We start from the raw sequence: 24,162 nt of genomic DNA on the forward strand, positions 1-24,162 counted from the left end.
CTAGACACTTCCTTTCTTTTTACGAACATTCATCCATTTAATAAGTACATAAACGATCATAAGGGCGAGAGCGACAAGCAAAATAGGCATAACATATGGCGCCGCTTTCTCATCAATATGCTTCCATTGATCTCCAAGAATCATCCCTAAATATATAAACAATGCAGTCCAAGGTATAACAGCGAGTGTAGTAAGCAAGATGAATTTGCCTGTGTGCATTTTCGTGATGCCAGCCGGGATGGAGATGGCATGTCTTACCACCGGAACAAAACGCGCCGTGAAAATGACACCTGTACCATACTTGCGGAACCACTCCTCGGAATGGTCGATGTGTTTTTTCTGGATGAGTATGTATTTACCGTAGCGTTCAAGTACAGGTCTGCCGCCATAACGGCCAATCCAGTAAATAAATAACTGGGCAATCACACCGCCCACCGTACCAAAAATCATAGCACCGAAGAAGTTGATATTACCTTGTGAAACGAGAAAACCTCCATACGCCAGCACAATTTCGCTTGGGATAACTTCCAACATTAATCCAAGCATGATTCCAAAGTACCCAAGACTTTGAATCCAATCGAACAATTGGCCAACAAGGTTATGAATAAAGTCCATCTCAACCCTCTTTCTCCATCCTGATTGGCGGTGCCCCTCCGCACCATGGATGTTCGTCCCTATTTTATCACAGGGCTGTGGACGTTGCTACATCACGAGGTTAGGATAGTGTCCCGTTCGCAGCAGTCCGCATATGGTATGGGGAGAGGAGCGTGAGAAGATGTCACACAAGTCAATACCCGGTTCTCCGCCGGTCAAACATACGCAATCCGGTCAAAACCTTCCTTCCGCCAGAGGAATTCGCAGAGCATGCAGCAAGGAATTGTACCGGACAGCCAAAAGGCTAAAAGTATATGTCTCCCCCGAACGGATGAAGCAGGCGGAAGAATATTATTACGGTAAGGTGATCACAAATCTGCTCTGGATTGGGGAGAATCGCGACAACCGCAAGAAATTATGTGAGTGGTGGAACACGGATGTCAGTGCAGAGATCGCCGCGATGTGGGAAGTAGATGTTGAACCATTAAAAGATGCGTTTCAGCATGCATTTGGCGGTTATCGTCTGTAGATATGGAGGAATGAGGCGGGTAGCTGTGTCTTCAAACCTACTGAAAGACGCAGCAAGGCTGAAGCGAATCTGAACATGTTAGGAACAGGCAAGGGCACTGAGTCCTTAACGTGTGATGTTAATGCCTCCTTCACGTACGAGCAAGCGATAGAGACATATAATGCGAATTTCTCACTTATGATGTAAAGCTTTGCTCTGAACGGAATTCGAGTGCGACCCTTTGCGGATCGAGCAGAGCATGGAGCCGACCACCACGGGCAGCATGAATATAAGCTGGGATTATATTTTCATGCTCATGCTCATAACTCATACTCATAACTCAAGCTCAAGACCAAGCCCATGAGCGGTAACGAATCTGAGGCGTCTTATTCAAGGATTTGAAGCACTTTTAGAAATCTAAGGAATCCGAGACACGTTATATCGGAATTTTGGACTTTTATAGGGCTTTTGTTAGGGAATTTCCGGAAATAACGTGTCTGATGTTCCTTACAATTTAAAAAGAGGAGCTAAAGGCCAAATAAGACGTCCTGTGTTCCTTAGAAAATCGCATACCTATCAGCCAGGAGCAGCCAGCTTGGACTTCCAGAATTTTTAGACGCTGACATCCATCATCATATAACTTGGGTAAACGTCAAGATCCAGCAGTTATTCAAGGGCTCCGCTTGGTCAACTCTGGAGTGAACGGAGGAGAAGAAGCCGAAGCAAGCCTGCGCAGGTTCTCTCCATAGCCTGGAGCATGTTCTTCCAGTACAAAACGACGATCATTACGAACGTCCCCTGCTTCCACTTCCTCAGCCAACAGTTGATACCGTTCATACATCTGGACACCAGCGGCGGCAGTCTGTTGGGCTCGATCCGTGAATCCTGCCTTCCATTCCCGCCTCGCTGCCTGCTCCATCCAATACAAAGCCACGGATTGGCCAATACCATCATACCGATTCAATGCGATCGCTTTTTCAAAATATTCTCCAGCCTGCTGTCCTTCGCCGAATTGTGCTGCCAATCGTCCCAGTTCGATGTAAATCTGAGGGTGCATCGGGGAATGGGACAGGCTGTTTAAAAGGAGTGATTCTGCTTCTCGTCCCGGGAGCGTTCGCGCAAGAGATATCACGATATCCGATCGATTCGGGTTAGACTGAAGGGCAGCCATAAGATGCATCTTCTGTGCTGGAGTGCCATCCGGTTCAGACATCGCCTGACGGTACTGCACTTCTGCTACGGCATATCGAGAGGTCAGCCAGACTGTTCCACCAATCCAGGAAAGGATGATCATCACTGTGGATACCCTTATTAGCCGAGCAGTTACTCGCTGAAAAATATGAAAGAAGGAACGCATCGGGACAGCTGATGGGTGGGATTGGGTTGGTAAATATCGCAAGAAAAGAGATCTGGATTTAAATCTCGATTTAGATCTCAATTTAGATCCCGATTTGGATCTGATAGGAGTGTATTTCACAGTTACGCCGGATCGTTGGACTCCCTCTGTTTCCGTCTTCAATGCGACTGCCCAAGCACCGAGCCAGATGAAGAGCATCCAAAATAATGTAAAGCTCCAGTCAAAGTCCATCGTCCCATGCAGACCAAAAACAAACACGGATGGAAAGAGCTGCGGTGCAAAATGAAAGATGCTTCGCAGGGTGAGGAGAAACCACCCTGTGACAAGCAGGATGCCGAGCATGCCCGTGTCCAGGGCGAGATCGAGCAAGCCGTTGTGGACCTCGCCTCCAACATAAGGCGAGGATTGAATGGCGCGAAACATGTTGCGCCATGTATCCCCACCGTGGCCGAGCCATGCGGCCTCGGTCCACAGCTGGAGGGCGTCCCGCCACATCTGTAGGCGGGACACCCCAGTGCCGACACCCGCCGCGAGGCGATCGGCGGTGGAGGCCACGGCCATCAGTGCGGCGGCGGCTCCCGCCAGCACGATGGCCGTCAGGGCAGCGGCGCGCGGAGCCTTGGCGGCGCTGCTGTGCCATAGACGGCACAGCAGCAGCGTGCCGAGCAGCGCAGCTGCCCATGCCCCGGCCAGTGCCAGCAGGCCGGGCACGGGTGCAGGCGCCAGCTGGGCAGCAGCCAGCTGGCGGTATAGCCAGGCCGCGCACGCCAGTGGCGCGGCCGTGGCCAGCAGCAGCGGCAGGCGGGCACCGCGCCGCTGCAAAGCAAAGGCGGCGACCGCGGCGCAGCCGGTCGCCAGCCAAGCGCCGCGCGACTCGCTCAGCAGGAGCGCGGCTTGCGCGGGCATGAGCGGCAGCACTGCCGCGATGAGTCGCCCGGCCGGCACAGGCCGGGCTATGACTCGCGCGGCGGCTATCAGCCGCTCCAATGCGTACATGCCAACAACGGCACCGTACGCATTCGGGTACTGCAATAGTCCGCCAAGCCTTGCTCCGGCGGAGCTGATCTCGGGGTCAGCAGTCCGCATCACCCCGAAGGGCAGCGGCAATATCCCGCACACGGCAAGGATACCGCTTAGCACAAGCAAGCCGCCTGCCATCTGCCAACCGCAGGCTAACCAACGCGTACCATCCGTGCGCGCAGCCAGTATTGCAGTGAGCAGAGTAAACATCGCGAGCAGGCTCCACCGTAGCATCTCATCCATGCTGCCCTGTTTACTCACCGAGCCTGCCCACGCATGTACCCCAAAACATGTCATCATCCCCAGCGGCCACAATACCCGCCACATCCCCGGAAATCGGAATATTTTCTCAACGATTCGTTCGAGTCTCCCCTGACCCTGTACCAATGACATGGGTATTCGTTCACTCGCCTTCTGTGGACGAATACCTACAAGGAAAAGCAAAAACATGATCAATATGCTTCCTGCTGCAATCAAAAGGACAGGATATAGATCGGCCGAATAATACAATCCCCGACTCAGACACCCTGCGAGTAGCAAGACAATAGAGAGTATGCCCAACCCAACAGTCCACCCAGATCCTGAATAACGTTTACACTTCAAACTTTGAGAAAAATTCCCTGACGCATCGGTCTGGATAGCTCCATTTGGATTATTTTTGTCATCTTTTTTATACGTATCATCTTTGTTGTATGTATGTTCCCTATTATATGTACTGTCTTTACTGCCCTTATTGTCCCCATTACATAAGTCCTTGTTATCTACAGATTCTGTACCATTTGCATGGTGAGACCCCTCAAACACCTGTTCCATCATTTCCTCATTCGCCGCATACCCTCGTCTATACCTTACAACTTTATCCATTGTCCTATTCTTCATCCTTATACACACTCCTTCCTTCCACCGCTCCGTATGCATAATCAGGACCACCCGTCCAACGGGTGGTTTGCTCTGGGGGTATAACCCCCTGTTGCCAAACTGCGCCTAAAGACGCTAGCCTGACAGCAGGGCTGTTCAGGCTCAGTGTTGTTTGTCACTTTCACTCACCAGTTAAACTGGTTTTACTTCTTTTTGCTCCGATTACTGCTGAATGGATCTTCGTATTCTTTTACACTCAGCTTATCTAACGCTTGATCATGTGCTTCTTGTTCACGAATATATTTTCTTACCGTTGCTTCATTTAGACCCACTGTACTCACATAGTACCCTTCTGCCCAAAACTTTCGATTGCCGTATTTATACTTGAGCTGGGCATGCTTCTCGAATATCATTAGCGAACTTTTTCCCTTTAGATATCCCATGAACGTGGAGACAGCTATTTTCGGTGGAATCGCTACCAACATATGAACATGATCGGGCATCATATGACCTTCTATAATTTCTACTCCCTTGTACTTACATAGACGTCTAAAAATTTCGATTAAGTCTTTTCTCACTTGATTATAGATTTCTTTCCGTCTATACTTCGGGGTGAATACAATGTGGTATTTGCACATCCACTTTGTGTGAGCTAGGCTATAGCTCTTGTTTGCCATCTAAGACCATTCCTTTCTTTGAGCCTGAACATCTCAATTTTATCGGAATGGTCTTAGTGGTCAAACCCTCGATTCCTCCACCCGCATAGCGGGTGGTTTTTTGTTTCGCGCGTTACACGCACTCAACTGGCTAAAGCCATAACAAAAAGACAGAAGATCCCGATAACGGGTCCTTCTGCCTGATATACATCTGACAGTTATGATGTTGCTTGCTACGAAGTATGTGCATTGAATATCATTTTACATTCAGAGACCCTAATAGCAGTATGTCCCTGGATTGGCATTGGCACACTCAGCAAAGGTCGCAATTTGCGGAATCCTGAACGGTTTCTTTGCTCGATTTTGATTTCCCGTTGGCCTGCTTGCCATCGCCAGGAAGCAAATCAGCACAAGCTCGCTCCAAATATGGATCGGCATGAATGAAATCACGGAAAGCCGTATATTCATTCCACATCTCCGTCACTTCGCCGGCCTGACCACGAACAGCACGAATCAATATGTTTTTAGGCGTATTCTCCATATCGATGAATTCAAGCAATTGTGTCTTGTATCCCATCAGATCAAGCAACTTGGCACGAATCCCATCCGTAGCCAGTGCGGAAAAACGTTCCTTGAGAATACCATGGGACAACAATGGATTCATCACGGAAGCCTCTACTTGATCAAACAGTTCATGCTGACAGCAAGGAACTGACAGAATAACAGAAGCTCCCCAACGAACTGCCTTCTCCAAAGCAGCATCGGTAGCTGTATCACAGGCATGAAGCGTGACAACCATATCCACTTCATTCAATTCATCGTAGTCCGCGATGTCTCCAACCAGAAACTTCAGATCGCCATAATGCAATCGATTAGCCAGGTCATTACAGTGTTCAATTACATCTGCCTTCAAGTCCAACCCAATAATCTTGAGTGAACGACGTTGTTGTACAGACAGATAATGATATAACGCAAATGTCAGATAAGACTTGCCGCAACCAAAATCAACGATGGTCAGTGGTCGTCCCTCGGGCAGATGCGGAATAACATCCTGCACCATCTCGAGGAAACGGTTGATCTGTCTGAACTTGTCATACTTGCGGGCGAGCACACGACCTTCTTCGTTCATAATACCAAGTTCAACGAGGAACGATACAGGTACCCCTTCTTCCAATACATATTGCTTCTTGCGATTATGCGACAGATCCACCGCAGTTTTGGAAGCAGATTTAGTCAGAATGGATACTTTATATTTTTTGCTGATCAAAATTTGATAGTCTGCCTCGGTCGTACAGAGCAGCCCTTGACGAAACGTCTCTTCGCATAACAAAGTCATGCGCTCAGCCGCTTCAGCCGGAGTCAAATTCTCGTGCAGCACTTTGTTGTTATAATGAAATGCAAATTGATAATGCAGCTGATTCTTCAGTGTCACCGGCTTGACTTGCACTTTGGTATACGAGACATTGTCCCGTCTGCGCAGCTGGCTCCAGGTCGCTGTAATCAGCGAATTCTGTTCAAAGATGTCTTGTATAAGCTTTCGCAATGAATCCACGGGGTACATCTCACTTTCGGTTTGGTTTGGTCAACCGTTACCATACCACAATTCCGTTCCCTCTCCAAGTAAAGGCATGTAACAGGCCTTGATCCAATCCATATTTTATGAGTTCATCTCTTGACGACTTAGTTCAGCTAGTCCCTCTTCAACTTCGTTCCGTGGCAAACCACCATGCTCCAGCTGTTCATCCGTGAGTTGGCTCAACCTTTCATAGAACGCCTGTACATCATCTCGGTAGCTCACCGGAAATTCATCACCAAGCTGGAGCAATCTGTACCAACTGTTCTCTGCCTGATCGTAACGTCCTTGTTGTTCACGATACAGGGCAAGCTGTCTTTCAGTTCGAGCAGGAAGTTCATATTCTTTCGTAAGCCCCAACACACCCTCTACCCGTTCCGGTGCGTCCAACAACTTGGGATTAGCGCCATGATTCAATGCATACAGGTAAAAATGAAGTGATCTCATCAATCGAATGACAGCCTCATCCTCTGCGTCCATTCTCTCCTGATCATCGATGCCTTCCACTTTGGCCTTCTCTTGATAGATGTAAGCCTCTTCTTCAATCAGCCTCGCGGCTTGCTGCAGATTGTCTACCTCAATCATTCCGCGAAAACGGAACATTTCAATAACATCCTCTGCTGGCAATGAGTTCAGTAGAGATAAGTTCAACCCAAACTGCCTGCGCATCAGCTCATCCAGTTCAGACAATGCCTCGGTGTGCTTACGTTGCTGTTTGAGCGTGAACACTTTACCTATTGCTTCAGTCATTTCCTCCATCATGCGGAGCAGATAATCTTTTCTGAACATGCTGTATGCCCCCTCATCATTCGACCCTATACATTCAATCGTTCTCATATCGTTCCTTTATATTTATTTTAATTCATGCCATGACAAAAAGCCAAAAACAAGACACGCGTGTCTTTGCTCTGGACATGAACACACCAAACCCCTGCCTATCCCAAAGGGACGTGGCAGGGGCTCGGTTGAAATGGAACTGGGTACTCCTCCTCCACAAGAGGTTGAATCATCCAGAAACCAAACTATATTCTAGGACGTGTCTCAAAACTCGCTGAAGTGCATCTTTTACCGCCTTTTTGCCCCATGCTGCGTCACTTCCCCTTGACGTGCCCCGGCACGCCTGCGGAAAACTTCCTTGCTTGGAACGAAAATTCAGTAAAATCTACTTCCTTCGGAGTTTTCAGACACGCCCTAATAAAATCATCATCAATTACTTTGATAATCCATCCATAAATTGTTTAATGACCTGAATTAATTCTTCAGGAGCTTCATACATGCTCATATGACCCGCACCCGCAATCACGGCTTGCACAATATGTGGCTTGTCACTTGTAAATGTACGTTCTGGCGGGATAACAGCATCCTTCTCTCCCGCAACCAGCAATACAGGTAAAGGTGTAGCTGATAACACATCGCGGCGATCCGGGCGTTCTCGCATAGCAAGTGCAGCACCAACCGCACCTTGAGGAGCAGTCTGGTATCCAATTTCCTTCACACGTGTGACTTGCTTAGATAACGATTCCACATGTTCCGGTGCAAATAAGCCAGGAACCAGTCCATCTACAAAATTCACGATACCTTCAGTTTGAATGGTGGAAACGGCGCGAAGGCGTTTCTCCTTGGCTTCTTCACTGTCCGGATAGGCTGTGGAATGAATCAGACCAAATGCATTCAAACGTTCCGGGTGACGTTGTGCAATCGAGAGCGCAATATATCCCCCCATCGAGTGTCCCAGAAGGACCGCTTTTTCCACATTCAACTCATCCATCAACTGTAATACATCGTTGCCCATCTGTTCGATGGTATAACTTCCTACAGGTGCATCTGTTTTTCCGTGTCCACGCAGATCAGGTACGATACAGCGATAGCTGCGTGCCAGTTCAGGTACGACCTCATCCCAATACGATGAACTGCCACAGTATCCGTGGAGCAAAATGAGTGCTTCTCCCTTACCTTGTTCGGCATAACAAATCGTCGTTCCATCACACATCACTTTTTCCATATGAATCCCTCTCTCTGCGCGAATTAAATAATTCAGGTTGTATATTATTAAGCCTACATATCATGAATGAAACGTTTGTCTCCATTTCCATGCTTCAATTGCGGCGTCTGCAATCGTTCGGGACATCCCCATGACCAAGTGAAGCGAGGTCATCTGCAAAATGGAATAGGGCCTTGGTCCATTCGCATTAACCACAGCTGCTACACTGTATTGTCCAACAGGAGGTAGCTTGCCTCCGACCGATTGGGCCGGAATGAGTGGGTTATTCGAGAGATAGTATGTACCTACCGCCTGCTTTGGACCCAGACATGCATCAATTGCTATGATGGCATGGTGTGCAGGAATAAGTGCCAATTTCTTTTCCAGCGTATCTGCATCACAAGGGGAAGACAGCGTGCCAATCACGTTCTCCATTCCGCTCTCTTGCAGTAAACTTCCTGTCAGTGGACCCAGAGCATCCCCGGTGGAACGATCAGTACCGATGCAGACAAACGTGATTTCAGCTGGAGAATGAAGTTGAACGATGTTTTTGAAAAATAAGACCAGATTCTCTGCAGGCACGCCTTTGCGGACTTCCCTTCCTTGATGGCGAACCATTTCTCGCTTATACGCTGCCAAGCTGTATTCCCTCCAGTACACTCAGGCTTCCGTTAAATCCTGTTGTTGTATCCATCATTGTAACCGATGCTTGGTTTCCTCGCAAAAGCATTAGCCTGAGCGCTTCCAATCATGATACAATAACAAGAGTTTCCGATACGGAAGGGATGAACTTAACGATGGATTTAACACAAGCAACAGCAGCCAATATGGAATATATGATTGAAGCGATCAAAACCAAACTTCGTATGGCAAGCGGTGCCGCCATGCAAGCTTCTTCATTCCCACTTGAGAAATATGAAGATCTGTTTGACCTGTATGAAATGATTTTGAGCAAGGAACATCTCAGTATCTCTGAAGTGGAAGCTGTCGCTTCGGAACTGGGTAATCTTCGTAAATCCTAAGCAAAAAAAGGACCTGTTTTCCACATCACCGTGGGAACAGGTCCTTTTTCACATGTTTATATTTCCAGAATATCTTTTACGGAATACATCCCATCCTTAAGGCAGGTCAACCAAAACAAATTCAGCAGGTTCACTGTCTGTGCTCGTGATTTGCAGATCACAGCTTTTGCGAATTCGTGCGGCATCGCCCGGCTTGAGGTTGAAGTTGCCATCCGAACAATGAATCTCTACATGTCCACTGATCAGGAAAAGATGTGTCCGTCGATCTTCGTGTTGCGGGTACATCAACTTTTTCCCGGACTCCAAATGGGACAGGTAACAGGTTACATCCTGGGAAATAGGCAATGCGCCTTCGCTTCCCTCGCCCCCTTGCCCGGATACAATCGGACATAGACGATTCAAATGCTCCTGCGGCTCTACTCTCCGATTCGTATAGGAAGGTTTCAGCATACGCTCCGATGGCAAAAACCACATCTGGAGGAAACGTACCGGTTCATCCGCTGACGGATTGGTCTCGGAGTGTTCCACTCCTGTACCCGCACTCATCACCTGGACCGTACCCGGTTCAAGCAATTGTTCTGTTCCCATACTATCCGTATGTTTAAGTGTACCCGATATGACATAGCTGACAAGTTCAAGATCATGATGTGGATGTTTCTTAAAGCCTTCTTGCGGCATCAGCGTGTTTTCATTATGAGCCAACAGACAGCCAAAATGAGCGTTGCTTGGATCATCATAATCCGCAAAGGAAAAGCTGAATTCACTGTGTATCCAACCTCGATCCGACGTGTGCCTTTCTTCCGATGTCACCACTTTAATCATGTTCATCCACCTCCAAGGGTTTAGAGCTGCCACATTACCGCGGCAGTCCATGCGTGTATATGAATTGTATAGATGAATACCAGTTGGTATGTCATCTTTACCCGGGGTCCGGCAACTCTAATCACGCCCCTTCTTAAGGTTATACGCTATCTTCAAGTGAGTGGAGAATGAACTCACTATCTGCATGACCTACAAGGGTACCCGCATCATTTCGGATGTCCGAAGGGAACACTTCAGCCAATCGGGCAATGGTTCTCTCATTGGAATAACCAATCTGTCTCAGGATGGATTGGGTAATGAAGGCCCACTCTTCCTCGGAACCATCAAGCACCTTGAAGGTGATTCCCAGTCTTTCTTTTTTCAGACCAAAACCGAATACCCCCTTGAATCCACCCTTCGCTACAATGTTATCGTCTTCCAGCAGCACTGAATCTACACGCTCCGTTCCACCAACCATCAACGGATGTTCATTCATAGCTGATGTAATGGTCTCTACAGCTGTTCTTGTGGAAGGATCAGCGATAAGATCCGGACAAGCGAGCTTCAGATAAGCGTTCGACAATGCCGACAACGGCAAAGAAAATACCGGAAAGCCGCAGCCATCCGTCCCAAGCTCAATCTCTTTTTCCTCAATACCTGCCAGGTCGGCAAAGGTTTCAAGAATTTCACGTTGCACCGGATGATCCGGTTCAGCGTAACTGCCCAGATCAACCTGCTTCATCTGACTGTACCCCAGAATTCCCAGATGTTTTCCGGAGCAGTTGTGCAAGATGCGCCGTTTCTCTCCTTGTCCACGTAACCATTGATTACGGCTTTCTTCATTAAGCGGATAGCTTGGTGCACAGATCAGGCATTCTTCTCCCAATCCGATCTTACCGGATAACTGTTCCAGCACCCGAATGTGTTCCGGTTCCGAACGATGCGAAGAGGACATAATGGCGATCTCCTGTGATGATAGGCCATAGTGACTGGCAATTCCTGCCCGAATACCTGGAATGGCTTGAAAAGGTTTGGCAGATGAACGAGTGAACGCTCTAAAATGAGGGTCACCAGCCGAGTATACGATTCGGCCATACTCATCCGTAATACTTATGTGTCCGTAATGGGCGCATTCCATGACGCCTGCACGGTATTCTTTAATTAACAAGGCACTCTCCATGCGAGTTCTCTCCTTTGTGCTCCCGAATTCATCTCTGCTTTGCGTCACGACGCCGCATGGGATATCTTAAATAGTATAGTACAAAAGCGACGTTTTTACAGTTTTTTCGACAGGTATTTCGGGTATAGCTTTATCAATCTATGTTCATCTACTACAACTATTGAAGGAGAAACTCACTATGCCGCGCAAAACGTATTCATCAGCCTCATTCAGTTCAACTCCCGGCACGTTGTTACGTCCACTCCTCAACTGGGGTTTGGCTGGTCTGGCCCTCAGCGCTTCGGTCGTATTTATCCTGGCAGGTCTGGGTGCCTGGTTGGGTGCTGATGTTATTATTCGTCTGGATGATCAAATTCAGCAATTATTTTATCTCAATTCGGATTCACGTCTTCATCTATTCCCTTACACTGCATTCATAACCGCACTGGGCTCATTCAAAATCTCTGCTGTGGCTGCCGGAGGTTTTGCCCTTCTTTTCTTCATGCAACGCAGTCCAAGGTTTGTTATATATGGATATGCGATCTTGGGGAGCTTTGCCATGATGTGGATTCTGAACACGTTATTGAAGGAATTTTTCAGACGAAGCAGACCTGAACTGGATCATCTGCTGGTCGTTCACGGGTACAGCTTCCCTAGCGGCCATGCCATGATCTCCATGGGCTTCTACGGCATGCTCTTTGTAATCTGGGCCATTGAACGACATCGGTATGCCAATTCCGGTGTGTGGCTACCTGTTTTATGCGGCATCAGTTTTATTTTCTTCATCGGCATCAGCCGCATCATGCTGGGTGTTCATTATCCTACGGATGTATTTACGGGATTTGCCGCTGGTTTGGCATGGATCTTCTGCATGATTAAAGGCATTAAACGAACCCACTAAAGAATGAATTCCTCCAATTTCCAATTCATTCATCCCCATCTTTATTGTTTCACAGGGTTGCACGGCGTTTATATACGAAGTAAGCAAACGCGAACAGACAACATCCTACATCAAGTTTAAAGGAGGCGGTTGTTATGTGGGGCATCATTATCAGCATTGTGATGGCTGTCATCATCGGTTTGATCGGAGATGCACTTGCCGGTCACAACATGCCTGGAGGCATAATCGGTGCAATGATTGCCGGATTTGCCGGAGCCTGGCTGGGAGCACTTTTGCTTGGTAACTGGGGACCAGTTATCGGTGACTTTGCCATCATACCTGCCATCATTGGTACAGCGCTCTTTGTTTTCTTGCTGGGGCTTGTGTCCAGACTGCTAAGACAGGCTGCCTGATTCGGGCAACAAGGTGTTCGTTGTTTCGTATTTGTTTCTTAAATTGAAGAAGGAGTGATTAGACATGAATAAAGCAGAAGAGCAATATCCTGTACAGACGGGTTCAACTTTCGCAAAAGGTATTTTCATCGGGGGTTTGCTGGGAGCTGCAGCAGCACTACTCTTTGCGCCTAAACCGGGACGTGAATTGCGTGGTGACCTTTCCGAGAAAGTGGGCATCGTTACTGACCGCACCAAAGAAGTGGCAACTGTTGTAAGTGACAAAGCCACTGAACTGGCTAAAACGGTCTCTTCCAAAACTTCCGATATTGCAAAAACGGTAAATCAAGGCCGCAATGATGTAATGGACTCTGTGAGAAAAGCGTCCGCTGATGTGGCTAATGAAGCATCCCGTGCATCTGATGAAGTGGCTGCCGCTTCCGTTGAAGCGAAGGAAGATGCACGTAAAGAACTTAACTCGACCAGCCTGTAAGGCGATACAGATCGAGTGACCAATAGCCAGCTGCACTCCAGCTGGCTATTTTTTATCCAATGCGAGTTGAGGAGGACAAATACTATGAGTAAAGTTACAATTAACGGTAATACTCCAATTACGGGAGCAACACCGGCACAGCAGTATGATACGAGCGAGCATCCTTTTGAATTGCGTCATGAGGTAAAGCGATTGAACACCCGTCTGGACCAGATTGCGGACAGTCTGGAGAGAGCACAGATCAAGGATATTATTGAGAATTATAGCAGTCCCAAAAAGCGGATTATTACCAATTTCACAGCGGGCATGGCACGAGGTCTAGGTCTGACTGTGGGTACCTTTGTTGTTCTCGGTTTGCTGGCATTCATTCTCAGCCAATTCGTGAATATGCCGATTGTGGGCCAATATATCGCTGACTTGCTTGGTTATATTGAAGATTACAAAAACTAAGAGGACTAACCAACAGTAGGCTATCCCTTACGTTTTTCCGCAGCTCCTTTTTTCTCTGTCTCTTCAGCTGAAGGCTGTGAGGATTTCACTTTGAGCAGATCTCCTGTCCAGCCTTTCATCATCAGCCATACATACATGCTGATCATGCTTAAGATAATGACAACAAGGACCAGTACAACTCCCCATGATTTATCGATAAAGGGCAGGTTCTCAAAGTTCATCCCCCATATCGCGCCAGCTGCCGTGGCAGGTATGAACACAGCAGTAACAATGGTCAACGTCTTCATGATCTCATTGCCACGTACACCGGAGATCGCATTATCAATGGAGATTAACGTATCGATCTCTTTCTCGTAGTGACTAAACAAACGTTCCATTCGCTCTACTCGATGTTGGAGCTGCTGGAAATATCGATTTTCGTTTATTTCACTGAGATAAGCCTCATGGGCAGCAGCCATCAGTTCCGAGTAGGGGATAAACAGATTGCTCCAGTATAACAGTTCAAATCGGGCGGCCAAAATCTGGTCCATCAAGGTACGTGCATTACGAGACTCCATCTTCCGTTCCAGATCACGCAGGTTCATCTCAAAGTGATCCATACCCACATGATAGTAATGCAGTATTGCACGAAAAAGTACAAACATCCCGTCCCTGGCTTCACTACATTGCTGTAACATATGGGCACGTTCATCCGTTTTCATAATACCTCGTGTATTGTCATCCATATTTAAGGTAACCAGGTTATTACGATCGACATAGAAAAACATCTGATTATCTTTTCTTTTGTCATCTCTCTCATTCTTGATCGCATACAACAATGAGCCAAATATGACTGGTTCTGTACCATTCACGAAACGGACGGACAAATAATTCGATTCCACTTCCGGAATCTTATTAAGCCAATACTGCATATCCGGAAATGCCTCTGTCAGCTCCTCCAACGCATCTTTCATGCTATCGGTGTCAGGTGCAACCCAATCCCACCATTGCCAATGGTCCGAGCAAGATAACTTGTCACGGCGAGCTTCCAACTTGATTTGGTTCACAATCACTTTATCCACTCCTGCACTCATGTTCATTGTATACCCATATCTTTTGATCCCAAAAAGGACACGTATGCATTTCAGCGCATTGACGTGTCCTTCTTTATGCCGTACTCAACAAAATTAGGGTTCCATTTGTCATAACATTGAAGCATTAGACATGATCTGTTTCAGTTTCTCTGTAGCTCGCTTCTGAATCCGAGATACACTCATCTGTGAAACACCAAGCTTCTGGGCAATTGCCCGCTGAGATTGGCCATCCTGGAATGCTAGAATAAGTACCTGCTGTTCTTGTTCCTTCAATTGTCCCAATGCCTGTTGCAAGTCCATCCGTTTTTCGACCGAATCATAGTCATTAACATCTGCACTGATCAGTTCTCCCAATGTTGCTGCACTGTCATCCTGAGATAAAGGAGAATCCAGTGATACATAGTGGTAACATTCCCGACCAGCCAGAACTTCAATTGTCTCTTCTGCAGTCAGATCAAGGTATTCAGCAATTTCGTTCACACCGGGTGAGCGCTCCAGCTTAACGGTTAACTCATCAATGGCATGTTGCACAAGGGCTCCCTTTTCCTTAATCCTCCGGGGCACCTGAATATACCAGGATTTATCACGCAAGTAGTTCTTCATATGACCGATCATGCTCTTCATGGCATAAGGTTCAAACGGAATACCCAGGTTGATATCGTATTGCTTAAGCAAACGAATCAAAGCCATCTGCCCGGTCTGATACAAGTCTTCGTATAGATCGGGGCGATTCCGAGCGATTTTACCTGCTGCCATCTTGACCATTGGTTCATATTTACGGATGAGAACTGTTGCAATTTCATTATCTTGGGTCTGCTGGTATTCCCAGATCAAACCTATAGCTTCAGACATGGACTCTGGGGGAGTCACTTTTTCATTCATACTTTCTCCTCACTTCTTGCAAGACGTTTTACGAGTACTACTTTCGTACCTTTGCCCGTCTCACTTTCCACACTGACATCGTCCATCAAGGCTTGCATCAGGTAGAACCCAAGTCCGCCAATCTGTGCTTCCGTCAGTTCTTTGTCGTGTAGACCGGCACGTGACACAGCAGGGTTCATGTTCTCGAAGCTGGCACCTTCGTCCTTGACAATAATGGACAATGTTTCGCCATCCACTTCGAATACAACTTCAACCATGCCGCCTTCGTGTGAGTAGGCATACAATACAGAGTTGTTACAGGCCTCGGATACAGCAACTTTCATATCCTCAATGTCTTCGTAGGAAAATCCCATTTTGGATGCTACTCCATAGAGATTGAGTCTTACAATATCAACGTAATCAGCTGTCGCAGGTAAATTAAGGGTGACTCTTTGAACTTCTGCATTCATTCCTTTTTCGATCCTTTCCTATTGGGAATTCTTCTGTGTGACAAAGAATTTGGCGATGCCCGTCATGTCAAAAAGTTTCTGAATCTGCGCAGGAACTTCCTGTACTTCAAAGCGAGCTTCCATTCCATGTCTAGCCTTCAGAACAGATAACAGGATACCAATCCCTGTACTATCGATATACTTCAATTCTTTCATGTTGATCACAAGATCCTGTTCCTTGTTATCCACCAGCGGCTCCATCACCAAGCGGAAGTCAGGAGCAACCGACAAATCCAGTTCGCCAGTCAGATACACCGTGCATACGCCGTCCTGTGTTTCAGTTCTTGCATTGAATTTTTCATTTTTATTTGTATTCATTAGACATCTCTCTCCTGATCAATGGTTTCCTTACCTAATAACCCAACTTCAGCACGAGTGAAACAGAAAGAAGTTTGGAAAATGTTTCAATTGGCCTGATTCATGGCTGAAGGGCCTGGATCTAACATTTGTCGTTGTTTCTGAAACTGGGCTATTTTCTGTTTCACATTGCCCATTTTCACCGGTTTACTAATATAATCATCCATGCCGGCAGCAATACAGCGCTGCTGAATACCTTCCATCACGTTAGCAGTCATGGCTATAATGATTGGCTGATCAGACTCGGATAGGCTTTCTCGAATCCGCCGTGTACATTCCAAACCGTCCATCACAGGCATCTGCAGATCCATAAACACATAGTCATAGGGATAACGGCTACCGTTTACCATATCGAGTGCGCTCTGCCCATCTTCAGCAATGTCTGAGAGCAACCCCAGCTTACCGAGCATAATCGCCATCAACTTCTGGTTAATAGGATGATCATCCACGATTAATACCGTAGGATATTTATTCTCATTTTTCACATCCGTTGGCTTCTCTTCCCCGTTCCTCTGGACCAGTTCAGTTTCTATATAACGTTTCGCCTGAATTGTAAATACAAACGTCGCTCCCCGTTGCTCTGTTGTATCCAGATAGATCTGTCCACCCATCATTTCAACCAGAGTCTTGCATATTGCCAGTCCTAAGCCAGTTCCACCGTATTTACGTGTCATGGATGTATCCAGCTGGGAAAACGGCTGGAACAGGCGATCAACTTTGTCTGAAGCGATACCTATCCCGGTGTCTTTAACTGCAAACTCCAATGCCATTTCTCCGTCTTGTTCTTCCTTAACTGACACGATCAGATACACTCCACCCTGATCGGTAAATTTGATCGCATTGGCAATAAGATTCAAGAGAACCTGACGGAGCCTTGCCATATCTCCGTAGATTAATTCAGGGACAGAATCTTCCAGGAAATAATCCAGTTCCAGGTTCTTTTTGCCTGCTTCTGCAGCAAATAATCCCAACACTTCCCGAATACAGGAGACAATTTCAAAAGGATGCTCTTCAAGTTCCATTTTGCCAGATTCCATCTTGGTAAAATCAAGAATGTCGTTGATGACCGTAACGAGTGCATCTGCACTGCGACGAACGATGTCTGCATATTCCTTCTGATCTTCCCTCAGTTCCGTCTCCATCAGCAGATCAACCATACCGATGACTCCGTTCATCGGAGTACGAATCTCATGACTCATCATTGCCAGGAACTCGGTCTTTGCATTGGCTGCAATTTCTGCTTCTTCCTTGGCCTGAATGAGTTGTTGGTTCATCTTCTCCAGTTCCTGTGTCTTCTGGTGAAGAAGCATGGTCTGTGTCTTCAAACGTTTATTGGTGATAAACATCTCCACAAAGCCCTCGATTTTGGATTTCAAAATCTGAGGAATAAATGGCTTAACCATGTAATCAATGGCCCCGGCTGAATATCCGGCAAACAAGTGCTCCGCTTCTCTACTATTCGCAGAGATGAATATAATCGGCACATCCTTGGACTTGTCCCGTGCCTTAATTAACTTTGCTGTCTCAATTCCGTCCATTCCAGGCATCTGCACATCGAGAACGATAACCGCAAATTCGTCTTTTAGCAGACAGCGGAGTGCCTCTTCTCCGGAAGTTGCCTTAACGAGTTTATATTGTTCCGATTCCAGAACTGCTTCAAGAGCAAGCAAGTTCTCAGGGCGGTCATCTACCAATAATATGTGGATTGGTTCATTGAGCCCCATGGCTAACCCTAACCCCCTATTTGATCTTCCGGTATATTTTTTCGGTCCGGTCTAACGGCTCATAGGTATCACTGAACTCTGTAAAATGTATCGATTCTTTCGACCCCAGAACCAGAATACCAAAGTGGCTCAAGCTCTCATGAAACAGCCCATGCACATGGTTCCGCAGTTCATCATTAAAATAAATCATGACATTACGGCAAAAGATAACATTAAACTCGTTAAATGACCGGTCTGTTGCCAGGTTGTGCTCGGCGAAAATGATGTTCTTCCTTAGAAAAGGATGAAATATCACCGAATTGTATTTCGCTGTATAGTACTCGGAGAAGGCTCTGGTACCCCCTGCCTCCAAATAATTTGTAGTAAATAGTTTCATTTTCTCAATACCATATACGCCTTCTTTGGCCTGTTGCAAAGAGCGATCATTCATATCCGTTGCGTAGATTCTTGCCTTGTCATACAGTCCTTCCTCATGCAACATGATCGCCATGGAATAAACTTCCTCTCCCGTAGAGCATCCCGCATGCCATATTCGGATATACGGGTAGGTTCTCAGGATAGGAATAATCTGTTCCCGAAACATTCGGAAAAGCGAAGGATCTCGAAACATTTCCGTTACAGGGATGGATAAGTTCTGTACAAAACGGTCAAACGCGGAACGGTCATGAAGAACACGTTCCTGCAAGCCGGATATGCTCTTAACACCTTCAGCATGTGCATGATGCCAGATTCTTCGTTTCAGGGATGGCAGTGCATAGTTTCTAAAATCATATCCATATAAACGGTGCATGCCTTCCAACAGCAACTCAATCTCGATCAGCTCGCGTTCTTCATCTTGCGGCATACGGACCAAATCTGCCCCCGTCTCGGTAGGTTCCCACGGTGTCATAAGTTCTCTCCACTTCTTCATTTGTTACTTGCGTATTCGTCGTATTGTCTTTCATTACCCAAACAATGAGCATACGAATAATGAACTTACGAATACAGCCATACGCGCATTAAGGATAACAATTGATCTGTCTGGATCGGTTTTTTCACATAATCAGATGCTCCGGCCTCAATACATTTACCGCGATCCTCTTTCATGGCTTTGGCCGTGAGCGCAATAATCGGCAACTTTTCAAACTGCGGAATCTGTCTGATTCGTGTCATCGCTTCATAACCGTCCATTTCTGGCATCATCATATCCATTAGTACCAGATCGAATTCCGGATTTTGCTCCAAAATCTCCAAAGCCTCCCGGCCGTTCTCAGCAAACGTCACATCCATCCGATAACCTTCAAGAACACTTGAAAGGGCAAATACGTTACGAATATCGTCATCTACAAGCAATATTTTCTTGCCTTCAAACAACGTTTCTTTGTTGTGAAGTTTCTGTAAGATTCGACGCTTGTCTTCCGGCAAATTGGCTTCTACCCGATGCAGGAACAAAGTCGTCTCATCCAGCAGACGTTCCGGTGACTTCACATCTTTGATAATGATGGACTCCGCATATTTGCGCAGCTTCATTTCTTCCTTGGAATCCAGTTCTTTGCCTGTATAAATTATAATCGGCAGATCGTTCAGATATTCATCATCACGAATCTGGTCGAGCAACTCAAACCCGGTCATATCCGTTAACATCAGATCCAGTACCATGCAGTCATAACGCTGGCTGTGTAATTCATTCAATGCCTCACTACCTGTCGATACAGCGGTGATTGCAACATCATCATGACCAATCAATTCAATAATGGCTTTACGCTGAATTTCATCATCTTCGACGATCAACAATCGTTTCAATTGATTCTCAGTATATGATTTGATATGCGAGAATGCTTTATCCAGTGAATCCTTGCTCGAAGGTTTTTTCAGATACGCAATGGCGCCCATCATCAGACCTTGCTTCATATCATCAATAACTGAAATCACATGAACCGGAATGTGACGTGTTGCCGAACTGCTCTTCAGCTCGCCCAGAATGGTCCAACCATCCATCACCGGCAATTGAATATCCAGGATAATGGCATCCGGCAAATATTGACGTGCCATTTCTAGTCCTTTATCACCTTGAAGGGCAACAAGTGCTTTGAATCCTCTTCCTCTCGCCATATCCATCAAAATATGTGCAAAGTTCACGTCATCCTCAATGATGAGGAGGATTTTGTCACCTTCCATGATATTCTCCCGGTCATCTTCGATCTGCGTGACATCTGGAGTATGGGTAGGAGACAGATCTGTACCCACGCTACGCTCCGGATCAGGAGAGAGAATGGACTGATGACTTGAAAGCATGGTCCGTGTTTCGATGGATTGTTCATAAAGATCCTCTGAGGATACAGCCGCTTCTCTTGAAGCACCTTCCTCCGCCAGCGCTTCCTCTTCATGATTATCCGGCAGGTACAAGGTAAAGCAGCTACCTTCCCCTTCGGATGATTCCACCTGTATTGCGCCACCAAGCAAACGTGCCAGCTCCCTGCTAATGGACAATCCCAGGCCAGTTCCACCGTATTTCCGGCTTGTGGTCCCGTCTACTTGCTGGAATGCTTCAAAGATCAGATCCGTCTTATCCGATGGAATACCAATGCCCGTATCTTTCACACTAAATCCGAGATATTCCTGATTGGTGTTCATATAACCCGGCAGTTCTTCCGGTTTCATCCGTCGTCCAATCAGACTAACCGAACCCCGATTGGTAAACTTAAAGGCGTTCGACAACAAATTTCGTAAAATCTGTTTGACGCGATGACTGTCGGTGTATACCCATTCCGGTAGATCGCTGTCGAAATCGATATTCAAGCTAAGTTCCTTTTTATTCGCCATCGGTCCAAAGTTCTGCTGAACAAAGCTGGTCAGCTCTTCCATTCGAACTGTCTCATAATTGATATCCATCTTACCTGCGTCCACCTTGGACAGATCCAGAATCTCATCAATCATCTTCAGCAGATCCGCGCCCGACATATAGATGGTTTGCGCATATTCCTGCTGTTTGTCAGTCAGATTTCCACCTTTGTTCTCCGACAATAACTGGGACAAAATGAGCAAACTGTTCAATGGTGTACGGAGTTCATGTGACATATTCGCTAAAAATTCGGACTTGTACTTGCTTGTCATCGACAGCTGTGTAGCTTGCTGTTCCAACTGTGTCTTCGTTTTCTCAATTTCGTCATTTTTCTCTTCGACTTCACGCACCTGCTCTTCAAGCGCCCGTGTCTTGGCAATGAGCTCCGTATTAAAATGCTCCAGTTCTTCCTGCTGACGCTGCAGCAATTCCTCGGAACGTTTAAGCGCTTCTGTCTGCTCCTCCAGATTCTCATTGGAACGACGGAGTTCTTCTTGCTGTGTCTGCAATTCTTCTGATTGAACCTGCAGTTCCTCAGTTAATGCCTGGGATTCACGCAGCAGCTCCTCCACACGCAGACGACGTCGAACGTTGTTCAAAATTACGCCAAGGTTCATAATCAGTTGTGTGAACAACTGCTTGTGAAGTTCATTGAAACCTTCAAAGGAAGCCACTTCAACTACACCAATCAGTTCATCTTCAAACACAACAGGATAGATCATGATACCCGCAGCACGTGTTGAGCCTGAAGCTGAACCAATATGCACATAATCTTCAGGCGTATTTTCCAGAATAATTGGTGTCATATCCAGCGCGGCTTGACCAATCAAGCCTTCACCGATGCGATACATTTCTTTACCAACATCTTCGTTCTCTTCAAATGCGTATGCACCGTAGCGTCTCAGTTCATCTGGATGTTTCTCTTCATCGATCAGATAGACGACACCCAACTGAGCGCCAAGCACAGGTGTGAACTCACTGATAAACATTTGTGAAATTTGGCGAATGGAGCCAATCCCCCGAAGCAGCTCCGGGACTCTTGCGATGTTTGAACTCATCCAGTTTTGATCCTGCTGAGCCTGCACATAAGCCCTCTCGATCTCCAGTTTTTCTTCCAGATCACTGGATACATCTTTGAACACACTGGCAATCTGACCAATCTCATCGGTTGATTTGACCTGTATGCGCCGAATGGTTCGGTAACGCCCTTTACCAAAGCTGGTAATCATCATAGATACAGTGTTCAGACCCCGTGTAATACTCGGCAGCACCCACATAATGACACCCAATGCAAGCAACAACCCCGCAATCATGATACTTATCGTGATCTGTACAGCTCTCGTATACGCTGCGTTAGCGTTCTTGATCTCAGCATCAATCTCTTGGTCCTGATAACGGGAAAGAGCATTCAAACTATCCACAGCTTCTTTTTGCACCGCGAGTCCTGTTGAATTGCGGTAGTTATTCGCATCTTCTACCCTGCTTTGGGACATCAGGCTGATCTGTCTCGTCGCATAGGATGTATAAGCGTTCCACGCAGTATTCACACGATCCACCAGTTGATGTTCAGGTGCACTGTCTGCTCGGTTTCTTACTTCTACGAGGTAACCATCCCCCCGATCCTTCATCTCCTTCAGATCACCTTCAGCAGCACTAATGGAATTGTTCGGATTCAATAACAAGTTAGCCAGCACTTTGGCAATATCATTGACCTCTCCACGTGCAGCAGAAGTGAACCTTACTTTGAGATAACGTTCTTGATACATCTGATCAATCTGCTTATTGCTACTGTTCAGGCGTTCATAACTCACAAACGTGAGTACGATCAAAATAGCCATCAGAGCGGTAAAACCAATCAGCAGTTTATTCCTGATCTTCATTCATCGCCCGCCCCTTTATCTAAAGTAATCCAGACCAGACATTTATCATCATCCCGCTCCTGGGGAATTTCGTCGTCAAAAAACATGGCCTGCATGGCAGCTTCATTCCACTGATGTGAGCCGGTCAGTTTTTCGATCAGGAATTCATGTTGTTCCTCCTGCCCGCCCTGAACAGCTTCCAATAGTCCATCCGTATAGAGTGCAATATGCCCGTCACCCTCATAATGGATCGTTTGTGGTTCAATATCCATTTTGTCAAATAAACCAACAGGACAGCAGACGCTGTCAAATGTGGTGACACTGCCGTCGTTTCGGAAAAATAAAGCAGGTGGATGCCCTGCATTAACATAATCAATGCGCTTCATACGTGTATCAACGACCAGATAAATTGCCGTGAAATAATACTGCACCAATTGTTTTTCCAGATGGAGCTGGTTAAAACGACGGTTCAACTCCTGAATGACCTTCTCTGGATCCACATAAGTGGTAACCGTATCTTTCAACACGGAAGCGATAAACATCGTAAACAGGGATGAAGATATCCCATGTCCCATCATGTCGAGCAGCAGTACTCCGTAACGGCCTTCCCCAAGGGGGTACCAAGAATACAGATCACCCGCAAGCTCAAAGGATGGTTTATAGATGGCATGCACTTGGAACAGCGGGTCCCTAATTGCCGGACTTAAAACAGCATTTTGGACCATCGCTGCCAACTTGAGCTCATCCTGAATACGTTGATCACGCTCTTTATGCCAATCCTTCTCCTGTTTTAGACGAAGTGCGAGTCGAATTCTGGCCATCAGTTCGACTTTATTAATCGGTTTGGTCACATAGTCAGATGCCCCAGCATCCAATGCTTCGGCAAGTTTCTTGGAATCTCCGATGGCAGTCACCATAATAATCGGTATATCCTTCAGATTCTCAAATTTCTGCACAATACTGCAGGCTTCGATGCCGTCCATCTCGGGCATCATCATATCTAGCAAAATCAGGTCAATATCCGACGGTCTTGGACGAAGTTCGTTGCTTTCCTCCCCAATTCCCAACACTTCAAACATTTCCATGGCGGAACTCGCCGTTACAATGTCACGATAGTTTTCTTTTTTCAGAATTTCTCGAATGATAATGACATTCGTCGGATTGTCGTCAACAATAAGTATTCTCATTGATATCTCCTTATCTGTGGCGTCCGG

The 24,162-nt window shown here is 46.6% G+C and carries 23 protein-coding genes; 6 read left to right on the forward strand and 17 right to left on the reverse strand.

The window, feature by feature from the left end:
* Positions 1 to 615, reverse strand: coding sequence for a DedA family protein (locus MHI12_RS25710; protein WP_036607012.1), 615 nt, complete (start codon positions 613 to 615; stop codon positions 1 to 3).
* Between the two features lie 160 nt (positions 616 to 775).
* On the opposite strand from MHI12_RS25710, the gene MHI12_RS25715 reads away from it, so the two are divergent.
* Positions 776 to 1,123, forward strand: coding sequence for a dehydrogenase (locus tag MHI12_RS25715; RefSeq protein WP_074096436.1), 348 nt, complete (start codon positions 776 to 778; stop codon positions 1,121 to 1,123).
* 649 nt (positions 1,124 to 1,772) lie between these two features.
* Here MHI12_RS25715 and MHI12_RS25720 read toward each other — a convergent pair.
* The 6 genes from MHI12_RS25720 to yyaC form a co-directional block, all read right to left on the reverse strand.
* The gene (locus MHI12_RS25720) at positions 1,773 to 4,358 is read right to left on the reverse strand and encodes an O-antigen ligase family protein (RefSeq protein ID WP_405170695.1); all 2,586 of its coding nucleotides are present in this window, start codon (positions 4,356 to 4,358) and stop codon (positions 1,773 to 1,775) included.
* 182 nt (positions 4,359 to 4,540) lie between these two features.
* Positions 4,541 to 5,014 carry an IS200/IS605 family transposase gene (tnpA, locus tag MHI12_RS25725; protein WP_307536646.1) on the reverse strand — a complete coding sequence of 158 codons (474 nt, stop codon included), beginning with the start codon at positions 5,012 to 5,014 and terminating at the stop codon, positions 4,541 to 4,543.
* A gap of 292 nt (positions 5,015 to 5,306) precedes the next feature.
* Complete coding sequence (locus MHI12_RS25730; RefSeq protein ID WP_051447021.1) at positions 5,307 to 6,554, reverse strand: SAM-dependent methyltransferase; 1,248 nt, start codon at positions 6,552 to 6,554, stop codon at positions 5,307 to 5,309.
* A gap of 96 nt (positions 6,555 to 6,650) precedes the next feature.
* Positions 6,651 to 7,355 carry a DUF6483 family protein gene (locus tag MHI12_RS25735; protein WP_405170696.1) on the reverse strand — a complete coding sequence of 235 codons (705 nt, stop codon included), beginning with the start codon at positions 7,353 to 7,355 and terminating at the stop codon, positions 6,651 to 6,653.
* A gap of 421 nt (positions 7,356 to 7,776) precedes the next feature.
* Positions 7,777 to 8,568, reverse strand: coding sequence for an alpha/beta fold hydrolase (locus MHI12_RS25740; protein ID WP_405170697.1), 792 nt, complete (start codon positions 8,566 to 8,568; stop codon positions 7,777 to 7,779).
* Positions 8,569 to 8,628: 60 nt separating this feature from the next.
* A complete protein-coding gene (gene yyaC, locus MHI12_RS25745) occupies positions 8,629 to 9,186 on the reverse strand; it encodes a spore protease YyaC (protein ID WP_082218945.1) in 558 nt (185 codons plus the stop codon).
* Positions 9,187 to 9,344: 158 nt separating this feature from the next.
* Between yyaC and MHI12_RS25750 the strand changes: the two genes are divergently transcribed.
* The gene (locus MHI12_RS25750; RefSeq protein WP_017692283.1) at positions 9,345 to 9,569 is read left to right on the forward strand and encodes a DUF1128 domain-containing protein; all 225 of its coding nucleotides are present in this window, start codon (positions 9,345 to 9,347) and stop codon (positions 9,567 to 9,569) included.
* Between the two features lie 96 nt (positions 9,570 to 9,665).
* Here the strand turns inward: MHI12_RS25750 and MHI12_RS25755 are convergent, their stop codons facing one another.
* Together MHI12_RS25755 and MHI12_RS25760 are read right to left on the reverse strand one after the other, a co-directional pair.
* Complete coding sequence (locus MHI12_RS25755; protein WP_237178250.1) at positions 9,666 to 10,391, reverse strand: pirin family protein; 726 nt, start codon at positions 10,389 to 10,391, stop codon at positions 9,666 to 9,668.
* 139 nt (positions 10,392 to 10,530) lie between these two features.
* Entirely contained in the window at positions 10,531 to 11,550 is a 1,020-nt protein-coding gene (locus MHI12_RS25760) for an asparaginase (RefSeq protein WP_405170698.1), read from the reverse strand.
* Between the two features lie 178 nt (positions 11,551 to 11,728).
* Between MHI12_RS25760 and MHI12_RS25765 the strand changes: the two genes are divergently transcribed.
* The 4 genes from MHI12_RS25765 (at position 11,729) to MHI12_RS25780 (ending at position 13,744) form a co-directional block, all read left to right on the forward strand.
* The gene (locus MHI12_RS25765) at positions 11,729 to 12,430 is read left to right on the forward strand and encodes a phosphatase PAP2 family protein (protein ID WP_405170699.1); all 702 of its coding nucleotides are present in this window, start codon (positions 11,729 to 11,731) and stop codon (positions 12,428 to 12,430) included.
* A 134-nt stretch (positions 12,431 to 12,564) separates the two neighbouring features.
* Positions 12,565 to 12,822 (forward strand): GlsB/YeaQ/YmgE family stress response membrane protein, encoded by a 258-nt coding sequence (locus tag MHI12_RS25770; RefSeq protein WP_405170700.1) that lies wholly within the window; start codon positions 12,565 to 12,567, stop codon positions 12,820 to 12,822.
* A 64-nt stretch (positions 12,823 to 12,886) separates the two neighbouring features.
* Positions 12,887 to 13,294, forward strand: a complete 408-nt coding sequence (locus MHI12_RS25775; RefSeq protein ID WP_076212649.1) for a YtxH domain-containing protein — start codon at positions 12,887 to 12,889, stop codon at positions 13,292 to 13,294.
* Between the two features lie 84 nt (positions 13,295 to 13,378).
* Positions 13,379 to 13,744, forward strand: a complete 366-nt coding sequence (locus MHI12_RS25780; RefSeq protein ID WP_124118109.1) for a DUF5665 domain-containing protein — start codon at positions 13,379 to 13,381, stop codon at positions 13,742 to 13,744.
* A 20-nt stretch (positions 13,745 to 13,764) separates the two neighbouring features.
* Here MHI12_RS25780 and MHI12_RS25785 read toward each other — a convergent pair whose 3' ends face one another.
* From MHI12_RS25785 to MHI12_RS25820, 8 genes are all read right to left on the reverse strand, one after another.
* On the reverse strand, positions 13,765 to 14,793 hold the full coding sequence (locus tag MHI12_RS25785; RefSeq protein WP_405173054.1) for a magnesium transporter CorA family protein: 1,029 nt from the start codon (positions 14,791 to 14,793) through the stop codon (positions 13,765 to 13,767).
* A 132-nt stretch (positions 14,794 to 14,925) separates the two neighbouring features.
* Positions 14,926 to 15,699 (reverse strand): sigma-70 family RNA polymerase sigma factor, encoded by a 774-nt coding sequence (locus MHI12_RS25790; RefSeq protein WP_047841571.1) that lies wholly within the window; start codon positions 15,697 to 15,699, stop codon positions 14,926 to 14,928.
* Positions 15,696 to 16,148, reverse strand: coding sequence for an anti-sigma B factor RsbW (gene rsbW / locus MHI12_RS25795; protein ID WP_036606993.1), 453 nt, complete (start codon positions 16,146 to 16,148; stop codon positions 15,696 to 15,698). Before rsbW ends, MHI12_RS25790 begins: the two co-directional genes overlap by 4 nt.
* An 18-nt stretch (positions 16,149 to 16,166) precedes the next feature.
* Positions 16,167 to 16,505: an STAS domain-containing protein gene (locus tag MHI12_RS25800; RefSeq protein WP_036606989.1), complete on the reverse strand. Its 339-nt coding sequence runs from the start codon at positions 16,503 to 16,505 to the stop codon at positions 16,167 to 16,169.
* An 86-nt stretch (positions 16,506 to 16,591) separates the two neighbouring features.
* Positions 16,592 to 18,268: a response regulator gene (locus MHI12_RS25805; RefSeq protein WP_405170701.1), complete on the reverse strand. Its 1,677-nt coding sequence runs from the start codon at positions 18,266 to 18,268 to the stop codon at positions 16,592 to 16,594.
* A 16-nt stretch (positions 18,269 to 18,284) separates the two neighbouring features.
* Positions 18,285 to 19,157 (reverse strand): protein-glutamate O-methyltransferase CheR, encoded by an 873-nt coding sequence (locus tag MHI12_RS25810; RefSeq protein ID WP_074096446.1) that lies wholly within the window; start codon positions 19,155 to 19,157, stop codon positions 18,285 to 18,287.
* A gap of 86 nt (positions 19,158 to 19,243) precedes the next feature.
* Entirely contained in the window at positions 19,244 to 22,969 is a 3,726-nt protein-coding gene (locus MHI12_RS25815) for a response regulator (protein ID WP_405170702.1), read from the reverse strand.
* Positions 22,966 to 24,135, reverse strand: a complete 1,170-nt coding sequence (locus tag MHI12_RS25820; protein WP_047841574.1) for a PP2C family protein-serine/threonine phosphatase — start codon at positions 24,133 to 24,135, stop codon at positions 22,966 to 22,968. Before MHI12_RS25820 ends, MHI12_RS25815 begins: the two co-directional genes overlap by 4 nt.
* Between the last annotated feature and the right edge of the window lie 27 nt (positions 24,136 to 24,162).

Source organism: Paenibacillus sp. FSL H8-0280 (assembly GCF_045040665.1).
Taxonomy (GTDB): domain Bacteria; phylum Bacillota; class Bacilli; order Paenibacillales; family Paenibacillaceae; genus Paenibacillus; species Paenibacillus xylanexedens_A.